Here is a 12,593-nt window from a genome sequence, read left to right as displayed (position 1 = left end):
CATCGTAAATTGCCGCGAAACTCAGGCAGCGGCGGTGTTGCGGTAGACCGCCCACATCTCGTGCATGCGCACCGCCTGCCCCGGCGTGAACTCCGACATGCACCCGTCGTGGGCGTAGTCCATGAAGTTGTGCGAGGGGTCAGCGCCCGGTCGCGAGCAGGTGTCCTTGCCCGGCTGGCACGCCTCGCTCGGCCTGGCCTCGGCCGGGGTGTCCTCGATGCCGTCGCCCGGCGACTCGCAGCCGTTCTCGAAGGTGTGGAAGAGACCGAGCCAGTGGCCGATCTCGTGTACGCCGGTGAACCCCAGGTTGTAGTTGCCCCTCGTGCCCCCGGGCAGGCTGCGCCAGTCGATCACCACGCCGTCGAGCTCGGGCGCGCCCGCGTACCAGTAGGGGTAGCTGGCGAAGCCCAGCATGAGCTCGTCGAGCCGGGCGATGTACAGGTTGAGCGTGTCGGCCCCGCCCTGGTGCAGGGCCTGCTTCATGGCCTTCTCGTGGCCGACGGGGTCGGCGTACCACTCAGCGTCCTCCTTGACGTCGATGCCGTCCAGGCGGAACCGCACGCCGGTGTCCACGCCGCCGAAGGCGCCGCCGTACGCGGAGTTGAGCGTGCCGATCTGGGCCCGGACGGTGTCGTCGGTGACCTGGCGCTCGTCCCGGATGATGAGGTGCACGCGGGTCGGCACGATGATCTGGGTGGGCGGGGTCATGCCGGCCAGCCGCTCGTCCAGCTCGGCCATGACCTTGGCCACGTCTCCCGGCCTGGGCGAGCGGGGCTGCGGCGAGTTCGAGTGCGGCGGGTTGGAGTGCGGCGAGTTGGAGCGCGGCATCCGCGCGGCGGCGGGAGCGGCGCACCCGGCCGCCAGGGCAGCGCCGGGCCGGAGCGGCGGCATGAGCCCGGCCGCGAGCAGGCATGCCAACGAGACGGCGGTCGCGCGCCGGGCCATGCGGTCTCCCCATGATGTGACCTGATCCGGTTACCGACCGTAACGTCAGGCTGGGGAATTACCGCTCAACAACACTCACTGCTTGTTGTCGTCGCCCTCGCCACCGCCCTGGGGCAAGCCCTCGTAGATCTCCTTGCACTCCGGGCAGACCGGATATTTCTTCGGGTCGCGGCTGGGCACCCAGATTTTGCCGCACAGGGCGCGGATGGGCGTGCCCGTCACCATGCTTTCGGTGATCTTGTGCTTGTCCGCGTAGTGGGCGAACCGTTCGTGGTCGCCGTCGCCGTGCGACGTCCGCGGAGTGGTCTCCTGCTCTGGGAGGATCTTCGTGGTGCTCACACCACCGAGTTTATGCCCGCCCACGAGCGCCCCCCGACACACACGCACGACCGCCGCGAGCGCGTCCCGGCACATGCGTACGGCCCCCGCCAGGTGGCGAGGGCCGCACGGGAGCCCTGGTCAGCCCATGTGGACCGGCGCGCCCTCGGTCTTCCTGCCGGCCTTGACGAACAGCGTCAGGGCCGCGGTCAGCACCGCGATGCCGGTGCTCACCAGGAAGGCCAGATGCATGCCGTCCATGAAGGACAGGTGAACGGCGTCACCGATCTGCTGCGGCACCCCGGGGGGCACCGCCCCGAACGCGGCCGCCTTCTCCAGCGCCGTCATCTGGTCCGCCGGAACCTCCTGGGCCGCGGGGCCGAGGTAGCCGGGAAGCTTGCTGGAGATCTCACCGGCCATCACGGCGCCCAGGATCGCGGTGCCGAGCGCGCCGCCGACCTGCATGGCCGACTGCTGCACACCACCGGCGACCCCGCTCAGCTCCACCGGAGCGTTGCCCACGATGATCTCCGTGGCGCCCACGAAGACCGGCGACAGGCCGAAGGCCAGCAGCACGAACGGGATGCCGCTCTCTATGAACGAGGCGTCGATGCTGAGCTGCGACATGAGGAACATCGACAGCGCGGTGATCAGCAGACCACCCGCCATCGTGATCTTGGGCCCGAAGCGGCCGATCGCCATGCCCGCCAGCGGGGAGGCGACGATCATGCCGGCGCTCATCGGCAGCATGCGCAGGCCGGCCTCCAGCGGGGTCAGCCCGTGCACGCCCTGGAAGAAGAAGCCCAGGAAGAACATCGCGCCGAACATGGCGAAGGCGACCATCATCATCAGCACCGTGCCGATGGAGATCGAGGGGTTCCTGAACAGCGACAGCGGGACCAGCGGCTGGCGCGCCCTGGACTGCCAGAGGATGAAGCCCGCGATGAGCACCGCGAACGCCGCCAGGAAGCTCAGCGTCGTGGAGTCGCCCCAACCCCATTCGGGGGCCTTGATGATCGTCCAGACGAGCGAGAACATCGCGCCGGACAGAAGCAGCACGCCGAGCCAGTCGATCCTGGCCAGCGTCTGCACGCGGTTGTCCTTGATCAGGAAGATGCCCATGACCAGGGCGATGATCCCGACGGGCGCGTTGATGAAGAAGACCGACTGCCAGCTGACGTTCTCGACCAGCACACCGCCCACGATCGGGCCGGCGGCGCTGGACAGGCCGATGATCGCCCCCCAGGCGCCCATCGCCTGGTTCAGCTTCTCCCCCGGGAACGCCGAGCGCAGCAACGCCAGGGCGGCGGGCTGCAGCAACGCGCCGAACAGACCCTGCAGCACCCGCAGCCCGATCAGCGCGCCGACCGGCGTGACGCCGGGAATGAGGTCGGACAACTCCGCGCTGAGAGCGATGCCCACCGAGGAGACCGCGAACCCCGCCACACCGATGAGGAAGACCCGCTTGTGCCCGAAAAGGTCACCCAACTTGCCCGCGGTGATCAGGAACACCGCCAGCGCCAGCAGATAGCCGCTGGTCACCCACTGCAGGTCGGACAGCGAAGCCTTCAGCTCGACCTGGATGACCGGGTTGGCGATACCCACAACGGTGCCGTCGAGCATCACCATGATGACGCCCAGGCTGACCGCCAGCAGCACCAGCCATGGATTGCCCCCGGTCCCCGTCTTCGTGGGGCCGGGCGACGACGGCGCGTCGACCGCCTTCGCATGAGCCATGAAGTCCCCCTGAGTCCACATAAGCCCCACACCGGGGCGTATATCTCGTTAGTCCCAAGGTAATTTATGTCAGTCGATGACAGATCGCAATTGACTTTCAATCGACTGCCTATGACTTATGGCACACTGTGACAGAAAGGTTTCGAAGGAGTGACGGTGGGTCTACGGGAGCTGAAGAAGGAACGCACGCGACTGGCAATCCTCGACGCCGCGATCGACCTATTCCTCGAACAAGGATACGAGTCCACCACGGTGGAGCAGATCGCGGGGGCCGTGGAGATCTCGCCCCGCACCTTCTTCCGCTACTTCACCAGCAAAGATCACCTGGTGCTGTGGTTCCACGACCACGGCGAGGAGATCATGCTGGAGACCCTGCGGTCCCGGCCGTCCGACGAGCCGCCGTTCACGACGCTCATGCATGCCGTACGCGCGGTGCTGAACGACATGCGTGATTCAACGTCCGCGGACGCGCAGAGGTTCCTGAAGCTGCGCCGGCTCCTTGAGGATCACCCGCACCTCATCGGGCTGTCGGTGGCCCGGGGCGCCGACACCGAGCGCCGCCTGGCCGAGCTGATCGCCGCCCGCCGGGGCACCGACCCCGACGAGGACCAGCTCTGCCACCTGATCGTGGCCTACGCCGTGGCCACGATGCGGGTCGGTTTCGAGTGCCCGCGCCGGGACAGCACGGTCGAGGAGGTCATCGCCCGCATGTCCGAAACCATCGCCCTGGCCGAACGCTCCCTCCGACCGGGCTGGGACCTCTGACCGAAACCCCAACCGGTCCTCGGGACCGCAGGCCGGCCGGTCCGGCGGGGCGGGACAGCCGGTCCGGCGGGGCGGGACAGCCGGTCCGGCTAGTTCATCGTCGGGTCGTCCGGGCAGGTCGCCACGAAGGCCAGTTCGCCGCGCTGGCGCCGCAACACGTGCCGCCAGAGCGAGCCGGGATCGCCGTGAAAGGTGTCACCGACTTCGGAGTCGACGACATACCAGGCACCCTCCGCGATCTCGCTCTCAAGCTGACCCGACGACCACCCCGCATACCCGGCGAAGATCCGCATCTGGGCGATCTCCCCCTGCAGGATCTCGGGCGGAGCGTCCAGGTCGACCGTCCCCAGCCGCGAGACGGCCGGGGTGCCCGCGTGCAGTCTGCGCCAGCCGAGCGGCTCCTCCCCGCTGGGCACCGCCGCCAGCGCCAGCGCGCTGTCCGTCTGCACCGGCCCACCCTCGAACAGCACGGACGGCCCCGTCACCAGGGGATCCCAGACGGGGAGCACCTGGGTCACCGAGATGTCGCTCGGCCTGTTGAGGACCACCCCCAGGGTGCCGCCGTCGAGGTCGTGTTCGAGGATCAGCACGACGCTACGCCGGAAGTTGGGGTCGTCGAGAAGCGGCGTCGCCACCAACAAACCGCCGACGTAGATCGCTTCCGCCATACATCCATCATGAAGGGTAATGGGGGGCGTGCGCTCCCCCAGTGCACCGATGTTACTTTTCGTACGCGCTTGGGCACCTTACGTAGCAAAGATCACACCCTGGAGGGAGCACATGCGCGTCGGAACCCGTCTAGTCCTGGCGACCCTGCCGATGGGCTTCACGTTGTTGCTCCCCTCGGCGGCGCAGGCCTGGCCGTGGCCGCGGCCCGACCCCGGCGACCCGTTCACGATGTCGGTCGACGACGTGGCCTGCGGCACGGGCCGGGTGGCCGTACGGCTGCACAACCAGAGCCGCGAGCTCGTGCGGTTCGCACTCAAGGCCGACTCGTCGAGCGTGGCCACCGGTTCGATCCCGGCCCGCGCGACGATCGTCAAGCACGTCCCCGTGCGCCGGGGCAGCAACGCCGAGATCGAGGCGTTCCAGGTGACCGACAAGCAGCCCGAGGCGCTCATCGACTCCACTCTTGTCGACAACGACTGCCCGTGGGGCCACCGCACCGGCCACCTGCCCTTCACCGGTCCGCCCGCCGACCTCATGGCCAAGCTAGCCACCGCGGCCGGCATGGTGGTGATGGGCGGGATCCTGTGGTGGTACGGCTCCATCTGGCCACGCACCCACCTCTGACTCCGGCACGGGACCCGGCCCGGCCGCACATCGCGCCTGACCCCCGATATCAGGCTCGACAAAGGCCCGGCAGTCCGGCCTACGGCTCGATCAGCGCTCCGCCGGTCGGCCTACGGCTCGATCGACGCTCCGTCGTACGTCTCGACGAAGGCCCCGGCCCGGGCGGCGGCCAGTGTGCGCGCGACCGACCGCTCGGCCATCTCCCGCGTCACCGACTCCCTGGTGACCATCAGCCGGTAGTAGAGCGGGGCCGAGACCGCGCGCACCACTTCCCTGCCGTCCGTGCCCTCGGGCAGCTCGCCCCGCTTGACGGCCAGGTCCACGACGTGCGCCCACTCCTCGATGCGGCGCAGGTAGAACGTGCGCAGCGCCCGGGCGGCCTGCTCGTCGCAGGTGGCGGCCGCGATCACCGCCTGGAGCGTCGGCCCGAGCCGCTCGTCGGCCAGCGCGCCCTGGACGCCGAGGGCGTTGGCACGCAGGTCCTCCTCGACGGCGCCCGTGTCGGTGTGGGGTGAGGACTGGTTGGCCAGCTCGGTCATGAGGTCCGCGACCAGCCCCGCGGTGCTTCCCCAGCGCCGGTAGACCGTGGTCTTGCCGACGCCGGCCTTGGCCGCGACCTGATCCATGGTCAGGCCGTGGAAGCCGTGCTCGACCAGCTCGTCCTGCGTGGCCTCGAGCACGGCCGCGCGAACCCGCGCGGTGCGGCCTCCGGGCCGCACGGTTCCCGCCGAACGGGAAGGTTGGTCCATCTGGTCTCCTTCTTGCCGCCCATTCTAATGGCACTCTAATTCCATTAAGGCGCTGGGCATCTCGGCCTTCGAGTCTTCTCACCCTCTGGACGCGATCCGCCGATGATCGGTTCCACGACCTCAGATCAGCACCCCTCCGTTCGGCAGTACCGAACGCGCCTGGGTTAAAGTGCGATTGTGGGAGAGACGATTCAATCGGTCGAGCGGGCGGCCGCGATCCTGCGGTTGCTGGCCTCCGGCCCCGGCCGGCTCGGGGTCGCCGAGCTGGCCAGGGCGCTGGGCCTGCCGAAGGGGACGCTGCACGGCATCCTGCGCACGCTGGTCCACGTCGGGTTCGTCGAGCAGGACCACGCCACCGGCAAGTACCGGCTCGGCGCGACCCTGCTCCACCTGGGCAGCAGCTACCTCGACGTCAACGAGCTGCGCACCCGCGCCATCAACTGGGCCGACGCCCTGGCCGGGCGCAGCCACGAGAGCGCCTGGATCGGCACCCTGCACGAGGGCCAGGTCCTGGTGATCCACCACGTGTTCCGGCCCGACGACAGCATGCAGACCCTCCAGGTGGGCACGTACCTGCCGCCGCACGCCAGCGCGCTGGGCAAGGTCCTGCTCGCCCACGACCCGTACGGCGAGACGCCCGCGCTCCCGCTGCAGCCGCACACCAAGCGCACGATCGTCGACCCCGCCGCCCTGGAGGCCGAGCTCGACCTGGTCAGGACGCGCGGCTGGGCGGCCGAGACGGAGGAGCTGACGGAGGGCGAGGTGGCCATCGCCGCGCCCATCAAGGACTCGCGCGGCATCGTCGTGGGCGCCATCGGCATCCGCGGCGCCGTCGAACGGCTCGCGCCCGACGGCCCTCTGATCATGGAATACGTCTCTTATGTACGCGACGCGGCCCGCGCCATCACCCGCGACCTGGCGCGCTGACTTGTCCGCCCGCCCGACCCACGAATACGATTCGTTCGGCATTGTCGAACCTGAGCGAAGCGAGGAACCTCGTGCCTCGACCCCGATACGTCGCAGCCATCGACCAGGGCACCACGTCCAGCAGGTGCATCGTCTTCGACCAGGCCGGCCACATCATCTCCGTCGCCCAGCGTGAGCACCGCCAGATCTTCCCCAGGCCCGGCTGGGTCGAGCACGACGCGGGCGAGATCTGGCAGGCCGTGCAGGGCGTGCTGGCGGAGGCCGTCAGCGGCGCCGAGCTGGCCGGCGACCGGATCGCCGCCCTGGGCATCACCAACCAGCGCGAGACCACCGTGCTGTGGGACCGGCAGACCGGCAACCCCGTCTGCCCGGCGATCGTCTGGCAGGACACCCGCACCGCACCGCTGACCCGGGCGCTGGCCGAGCACGAGAAGCTGTTCAGGGACAAGGCCGGGCTGCCGCTGACGACCTACTTCTCCGGACCCAAGATCCGCTGGCTCCTCGACGAGCACCCGGGGCTGCGGGAACGGGCCGAGCGCGGCGAGGTGCTGTTCGGCACGATGGACAGCTGGCTGCTGTGGAACCTCACCGGCCGCCACATCACCGACGTGACCAACGCCAGCCGCACGATGCTGATGAACATCCACACACTGGCCTGGGACGACGAGCTGCTCGCCGCGATGGGCGTGCCCCGCGCGATGCTGCCGGAGATCCGGCCGTCCGCCGAGGTCTACGGCCGCACCGCCGACGGCGTCCCGGTCGCCTCGGCACTCGGCGACCAGCAGGCGGCGCTGTTCGGCCAGACGTGCTTCGCGCCCGGCGAGACCAAGAGCACCTACGGCTCCGGCAGCTTCCTGCTGATGAACACCGGCCAGGAACCGGTCGTCTCCAAGCACGGCCTGCTCACCACGGTCGGCTACCAGATCGGCGACGGCCCGGCCACCTACGCCCTGGAGGGCGCCATCGCGGTGACCGGCTCGCTGGTGCAGTGGCTGCGTGACAACCTGGGCCTGATCTCCAGCGCGGCCGAGATCGAGACGCTGGCCAGGACGGTGGACGACAACGGCGGCTGCTACTTCGTGCCGGCGTTCTCGGGGTTGTTCGCGCCGCACTGGCGCTCGGACGCGCGCGGGGTGATCGCGGGGCTGACCGGGTTCGTCAACAAGGGGCACATCGCGCGGGCCGTGCTGGAGGCCACCGCGTGGCAGACGCGCGAGGTCGTGGACGCCATGAACGCCGACTCCGGTCTCGACCTGTCCACGCTGCGCGCCGACGGCGGCATGACGGCCGACAACCTGCTCATGCAGACGCTGGCCGACGTGCTCGACGTGCCGGTGATCCGTCCCATGGTGGCCGAGACGACCGCCCTCGGCGCCGCCTACGCGGCGGGCCTGGCCACCGGCTACTGGCCGGACATCGACAGTCTGCGCGCCAACTGGCACAAGGCCGCCGAGTGGCGGCCCGCGATCGACGGGTCCGTACGCGAGCGCGAATACCGCAACTGGAAGAAGGCCGTGGCCCGCACCCTCGGCTGGGTCGAGCAGTGAGCATCTGGAGGGAGACAGCGATGGCGACCGCGATCGGGACCTACCGGGCCGAGGTCCGGGAGGAGTTGTCCCGCAATGCGTACGACCTGCTGGTGATCGGCGGCGGCATCCTGGGCACGTCGGTGACCTGGATGGCCGCCCAGGCCGGGCTCCGGGTGGCCATGGTGGACGCGGGCGACTTCGCCGGGGCCACCTCCAGCGCCTCCTCCAAGCTCGTCCACGGCGGCCTGCGTTACCTGCAGACCGGCAACGTCAGACTGGTCGCGGAGAACCACCGCGAGCGCCGCGCGCTGGCCGCCGACATCGCGCCGCACCTGGTCAAGCCTCTGACGTTCCTGGTGCCGATCTACCGGGGCGGGCCGCACGGTGCGGCCAAGCTCGGCGCGGGGGTGTTCCTGTATTCGGCGCTGTCGGTGTTCGGCGACGGGATGGGCCGGGTGATCACGCCGGGCCAGGCCGTGACCCGGGTGCCGGCCCTGCGCACCGAGGGCCTTCGAGCCGCCGCCGTCTACGGCGACCACCAGATGAACGACAGCCGGGTCGCGGTGATGACCGTACGGGCCGCCGTCGACGCGGGCGCGATCGTGCTCAACCACGCCGAGGTCGTCGGGCTGCGCAAGACGGACGGCAGCGTGACCGGGGCGGACCTGCGCGACCGGCTCGACGGCACCGAGTTCGGTGTCTCGGCCCGTCTCGTCCTGAACGCCACCGGCCCGTGGGTGGACCACCTGCGGCGGATGGAGGACCCGGGCGCGGAGCCGAGCATCCGGCTGTCCAAGGGCGCGCACCTGGTCATGCGCCGCCACGAGCCGTGGAAGGCGGCCTTGACCACGCCGATCGACAAATACCGGGTGACCTTCGCCATCCCGTGGGAGGACCACCTGCTGCTGGGCACCACGGACGAGGCGTACGAGGGCGACCCCGCCGAGGTGAGCGCCACCGAGGCCGACATCGCGCAGATCCTCGACGAGGCGGGCCACTCCGTGCGCGACTCCCAGCTCAAGCGCGAGGACATCACGTACGCCTTCGCCGGGCTGCGGGTGCTCCCGGGCGGGCCCGGCGAGGTGGCGGCGGCCAAGCGGGAGACCGTGCTGACCCGGGGCACGGGCGGCATGCTGTCCGTCGCGGGCGGAAAGTGGACGACTTATCGGCACATCGGCAGGCACGTGTTCGACATGCTCGCCCACCTGCCCGGCCGGCCCCTGGGCGACGACCTGGCCGACATCCTGCCCGCCGTGCCGCTGCCCGGCCTGGCCAGCCCGGACGCGGTGGCCATGCGGCTGTGGACCGACCGGGACCCGGGAACACGCATGGACCCCCTGGTGGCCCGCCATCTGGCCACCCACTACGGCACGATCGCCTTCGAGCTGGCCCGGCTCATCCGCGAGGACCCCGCACTCGGGGAGCGCATCCATCCGGACGGCCCCGACATCTGGGCCCAGGCCGTCTACGCCCGCGACCACGAGTGGGCCGCCACGGTGGACGACGTCGTACGCCGGCGCACCACGCTCACGGTGCGCGGGCTGGACACCCCCGAGATCCGCGCCCGCATCGCCGGCCTGCTCACCTGACGCGTCCCGGGGAAGGGGGTAGGCATGAGCACTCCGATGAACGAAGCCCTCCTCCGCCACTTCCGCGACCTGCGTGACGGCAACCACGGCCCGGCCGTCACGCGCGAGGACAAGGAACGCCTCTTCTACGCGGCCGTCGAACTCCTGGACCCGGTGGCCCGCACCGCCCTCGACGAGGCCAACACCGACCTGCTCCGCGACACCGGGGAGGTGGTGGCCAGCGGCATCACGAGGTCGCAGGAGGGCGGCCTCAACGCACTGTGGTCACTCACGTGGCCGGAGCAGCGCGCCGCCGGCACCCAGCCCATCGCGATCGTGGCCCACTACGGCCACGACTTCCACCACCCACACCTACGCGGCAACACGGTCGGCGACTGGCCCCTCAACGTCTTCGACGCCCCGGACGCCCGCTCCCAACTCGACACCCTCCGAGTGATCATCGCCGCCGACACCCACAACCTGGTCTTCCAGGAAAGCTACCGCCTCATCCCCGCGATAACCCAGCAACCCTGAGCCACCCAACCGGCCCACAATGCGCCGTTACGGCGGCCCGCCACGCGCGGGTCAGCCACCGTCCCCCTGGAGGCCCCGAACCACGTGCGGCGGATGGCGTGCCGCCGGCTCCGCCGTAACAGATAGAAGTCTCTATGCTTCGGTGAAACCTCTCGCACGCCCGCCCGCCGACTCTCGGACCGCTGCGGCGACGGCGCCCGCCACATCGGGGTGGAACACGCTCGGCACGATGTAGTTGGGCCCCAGCTCCTCAGGCGTCACCACGGCGGCCAGCGCCCCCGCCGCCGCCAGCAGCATCTCCTGCGTCACCCCGTCCGCCTGGGCGTCCAGCAGCCCGCGGAAGACCCCCGGGAAGGCCAGCACGTTGTTGATCTGGTTGGGATAGTCGGACCGCCCCGTGGCCACCACGGCGGCGTGGCGGCGCGCCTCGTCCACCGACACCTCGGGCTCCGGGTTGGCCAGCGCGAACACCACCGCGTCCGACGCCATCGCCGCGATGTCGTCACCCGTCAGGATGCCCGGCGCGGAGACCCCGACGAACACGTCGGCGCCCTTGATCGCCCCCCGCAGGTCCCCGGCGTATCCCTCGGCGTTGGTGTGGTCGGCGATCCACTGCAGCGAGTCGTCCAGGTCGTCGCGCCCCTTGTGCACGGCCCCCAGGTAGTCGCACACGACCACGTTGCGCGCGCCGGCCGCCAGCAGCAGCCGCAGCACCGCGTTGCCGGCGGCGCCCGCGCCGGCCATGGTGATCTTGACGGCGTCGATGTTCTTGTTCACGACCCGCAGCGCGTTGGTCAGCGCCGCCAGCACGCAGATCGCGGTCCCGTGCTGGTCGTCGTGGAAGACGGGGATGTCGAGGAGCTCGCGCAGCCGCCGCTCGATCTCGAAGCAGCGCGGCGCGCCGATGTCCTCCAGGTTGATCCCACCGAAGCCCGGCGCGATCACCTGGACCGTGCGCACGATCTCGTCCACGTCCTGGGTGTCGAGGCAGATCGGCCACGCGTCGATGCCCGCGAACCGTTTGAACAGCGCCGCCTTGCCCTCCATCACCGGCAGCGCCGCCTCCGGCCCGATGTTGCCGAGCCCCAGCACGGCCGAGCCGTCGGTGACGACCGCCACCGTGTTGCGCTTGATGGTCAGGCGCCGCGCGTCCTCCTTGTTGCGCGCGATCGCCATCGACACGCGCGCCACCCCGGGGGTGTAGGCCATCGACAGCTCGTCGCGGTTGCGCAGCGGCACCTTGGACTTCATCTCGATCTTGCCGCCGAGGTGCATGAGGAACGTGCGGTCGGACACCTTGTGGATCACGACGCCGTCGATGGCCTCGAGCTGGTCGACGATGGCCTGGGCGTGGTCGGTGTCCCTGGCGGCGCACGTCACGTCGATGCGGAGCTTCTCGTGACCGGCGTTGGTGACGTCGAGGGCGGTCACGACACCGCCCGCCGACTCTACGGCATGGGTGAGCTGGCTGACGGCCTGGCCGCCTGCGGGCACCTCGAGCCGGACGGTGATGGAGTATGACACACTCGGGACGGTCGCCACGCCAATCGCTCCTTCGGGACTGACCAAGAATGCATCCATGTTAGGGGCCTTCAGGTCAATCCAGTGCCTCGGCGGCGGTGACGATGAGGTCCACGCAGGTCGGGACCGGGATGGTGGTGCTGTCGAGCACCAGGTGATACTGGCAGGGGTCGGTGGGATCGGCCCGGTAGAAGTGCCGCACGTAGGCCGTCCTGGCGCGGTCGTTGTCCTCGATGATCTTTCTGGCCTCGCGCTCGCTCAGGTCTCCCAGCGTGGCCGTCTGCCGGATCCTGCGCGTGATCGGGGCGTCGAGCCGGACGTGCACGGCGCCGGGATGGTCGGCCAGCACCACCGCCCCCGCGCGGCCCAGGAAGACGCCGCCCTGGGTGCGGGCCATCTCCTTGAGCATGCGTTCGGTACGGCGCACGAACTCCTCGGGCGGAAGCGGCATCGCGCCGGGGACATACATGTCCACGCCGCCGAACGTGACCGTGGGCAGCCGCATCGCCCCCGACAGCAGCCTGCCGAGACCGTGCTCCGCCCGGTCATCGTGAGCCAGCGCCTCCTCCATCGTGCAGCCCAACTCCTGGGCGACGGCGCTGGGGATGGCGCGGTCGACAAAAGGCACCCCAAGACGCTCGGCCACGGCCGGGCCGATCTGACTGCCGGCCGTGCCGTATGTCGCCGATATGGTGACGACCCGCATA

At 70.1% G+C, this 12,593-nt stretch carries 13 protein-coding genes; 6 read left to right on the top strand and 7 right to left on the bottom strand.

Annotated features, from left to right (window positions below; translation table 11 throughout):
* Positions 1-21 precede the first annotated feature (21 nt).
* The 3 genes from ABGB18_RS23945 to ABGB18_RS23935 all read right to left on the bottom strand — a co-directional run bounded on the left by ABGB18_RS23945 (position 22) and on the right by ABGB18_RS23935 (position 3,000).
* Entirely contained in the window at positions 22-945 is a 924-nt protein-coding gene (locus ABGB18_RS23945) for a zinc metalloprotease (protein WP_347697806.1), read from the bottom strand.
* A 75-nt stretch (positions 946-1,020) separates the two neighbouring features.
* Positions 1,021-1,284, bottom strand: coding sequence for a DUF3039 domain-containing protein (locus ABGB18_RS23940; protein WP_347697805.1), 264 nt, complete (start codon positions 1,282-1,284; stop codon positions 1,021-1,023).
* Positions 1,285-1,404: 120 nt separating this feature from the next.
* Positions 1,405-3,000 carry an MFS transporter gene (locus ABGB18_RS23935; protein ID WP_347697804.1) on the bottom strand — a complete coding sequence of 532 codons (1,596 nt, stop codon included), beginning with the start codon at positions 2,998-3,000 and terminating at the stop codon, positions 1,405-1,407.
* A gap of 156 nt (positions 3,001-3,156) precedes the next feature.
* On the opposite strand from ABGB18_RS23935, the gene ABGB18_RS23930 reads away from it, so the two are divergent.
* Entirely contained in the window at positions 3,157-3,765 is a 609-nt protein-coding gene (locus tag ABGB18_RS23930) for a TetR family transcriptional regulator (protein ID WP_347697803.1), read from the top strand.
* 89 nt (positions 3,766-3,854) lie between these two features.
* Here ABGB18_RS23930 and ABGB18_RS23925 read toward each other — a convergent pair whose 3' ends face one another.
* Positions 3,855-4,433: a YqgE/AlgH family protein gene (locus ABGB18_RS23925; protein WP_347697802.1), complete on the bottom strand. Its 579-nt coding sequence runs from the start codon at positions 4,431-4,433 to the stop codon at positions 3,855-3,857.
* 112 nt (positions 4,434-4,545) lie between these two features.
* Here ABGB18_RS23925 and ABGB18_RS23920 point away from each other — a divergent pair, with 112 nt between their 5' ends.
* Positions 4,546-5,058 (top strand): hypothetical protein, encoded by a 513-nt coding sequence (locus tag ABGB18_RS23920; RefSeq protein WP_347697801.1) that lies wholly within the window; start codon positions 4,546-4,548, stop codon positions 5,056-5,058.
* Positions 5,059-5,168: 110 nt separating this feature from the next.
* Here the strand turns inward: ABGB18_RS23920 and ABGB18_RS23915 are convergent, their stop codons facing one another.
* Positions 5,169-5,807 (bottom strand): TetR/AcrR family transcriptional regulator, encoded by a 639-nt coding sequence (locus ABGB18_RS23915; RefSeq protein ID WP_347697800.1) that lies wholly within the window; start codon positions 5,805-5,807, stop codon positions 5,169-5,171.
* A gap of 177 nt (positions 5,808-5,984) precedes the next feature.
* Here ABGB18_RS23915 and ABGB18_RS23910 point away from each other — a divergent pair, with 177 nt between their 5' ends.
* The 4 genes from ABGB18_RS23910 to ABGB18_RS23895 all read left to right on the top strand — a co-directional run bounded on the left by ABGB18_RS23910 (position 5,985) and on the right by ABGB18_RS23895 (position 10,365).
* Entirely contained in the window at positions 5,985-6,734 is a 750-nt protein-coding gene (locus tag ABGB18_RS23910) for an IclR family transcriptional regulator (RefSeq protein WP_347697799.1), read from the top strand.
* 71 nt (positions 6,735-6,805) lie between these two features.
* Positions 6,806-8,281 carry a glycerol kinase GlpK gene (gene glpK, locus ABGB18_RS23905; protein ID WP_347697798.1) on the top strand — a complete coding sequence of 492 codons (1,476 nt, stop codon included), beginning with the start codon at positions 6,806-6,808 and terminating at the stop codon, positions 8,279-8,281.
* Positions 8,282-8,301: 20 nt separating this feature from the next.
* Positions 8,302-9,852 carry a glycerol-3-phosphate dehydrogenase/oxidase gene (locus ABGB18_RS23900; protein WP_347697797.1) on the top strand — a complete coding sequence of 517 codons (1,551 nt, stop codon included), beginning with the start codon at positions 8,302-8,304 and terminating at the stop codon, positions 9,850-9,852.
* Between the two features lie 24 nt (positions 9,853-9,876).
* Positions 9,877-10,365, top strand: coding sequence for a hypothetical protein (locus ABGB18_RS23895; RefSeq protein WP_347697796.1), 489 nt, complete (start codon positions 9,877-9,879; stop codon positions 10,363-10,365).
* Positions 10,366-10,497: 132 nt separating this feature from the next.
* Here ABGB18_RS23895 and ABGB18_RS23890 read toward each other — a convergent pair whose 3' ends face one another.
* Positions 10,498-11,907, bottom strand: coding sequence for an NAD-dependent malic enzyme (locus tag ABGB18_RS23890; protein WP_347697795.1), 1,410 nt, complete (start codon positions 11,905-11,907; stop codon positions 10,498-10,500).
* Positions 11,908-11,962: 55 nt separating this feature from the next.
* Entirely contained in the window at positions 11,963-12,592 is a 630-nt protein-coding gene (locus ABGB18_RS23885) for a cytidylate kinase-like family protein (protein ID WP_347697794.1), read from the bottom strand.
* Position 12,593: the final 1 nt, after the last annotated feature.

The organism is Nonomuraea sp. B12E4 (assembly GCF_039871825.1).
Lineage (GTDB): Bacteria > Actinomycetota > Actinomycetes > Streptosporangiales > Streptosporangiaceae > Nonomuraea.
This window is presented reverse-complemented; position numbering and strand designations above follow the sequence as displayed.

What these genes read in the sequence shown, in the direction of transcription:
- ABGB18_RS23945 (WP_347697806.1), bottom strand. Translation starts at nt 945, where the DNA reads ATGGCCCGGCGCGCGACCGCCGTCTCGTTGGCATGCCTGCTCGCGGCC.
- ABGB18_RS23935 (WP_347697804.1), bottom strand. Translation starts at nt 3,000, where the DNA reads ATGGCTCATGCGAAGGCGGTCGACGCGCCGTCGTCGCCCGGCCCCACG.
- ABGB18_RS23925 (WP_347697802.1), bottom strand. Translation starts at nt 4,433, where the DNA reads ATGGCGGAAGCGATCTACGTCGGCGGTTTGTTGGTGGCGACGCCGCTT.
- ABGB18_RS23920 (WP_347697801.1), top strand. Translation starts at nt 4,546, where the DNA reads ATGCGCGTCGGAACCCGTCTAGTCCTGGCGACCCTGCCGATGGGCTTC.
- ABGB18_RS23915 (WP_347697800.1), bottom strand. Translation starts at nt 5,807, where the DNA reads ATGGACCAACCTTCCCGTTCGGCGGGAACCGTGCGGCCCGGAGGCCGC.
- ABGB18_RS23900 (WP_347697797.1), top strand. Translation starts at nt 8,302, where the DNA reads ATGGCGACCGCGATCGGGACCTACCGGGCCGAGGTCCGGGAGGAGTTG.
- ABGB18_RS23895 (WP_347697796.1), top strand. Translation starts at nt 9,877, where the DNA reads ATGAGCACTCCGATGAACGAAGCCCTCCTCCGCCACTTCCGCGACCTG.
- ABGB18_RS23885 (WP_347697794.1), bottom strand. Translation starts at nt 12,592, where the DNA reads ATGCGGGTCGTCACCATATCGGCGACATACGGCACGGCCGGCAGTCAG.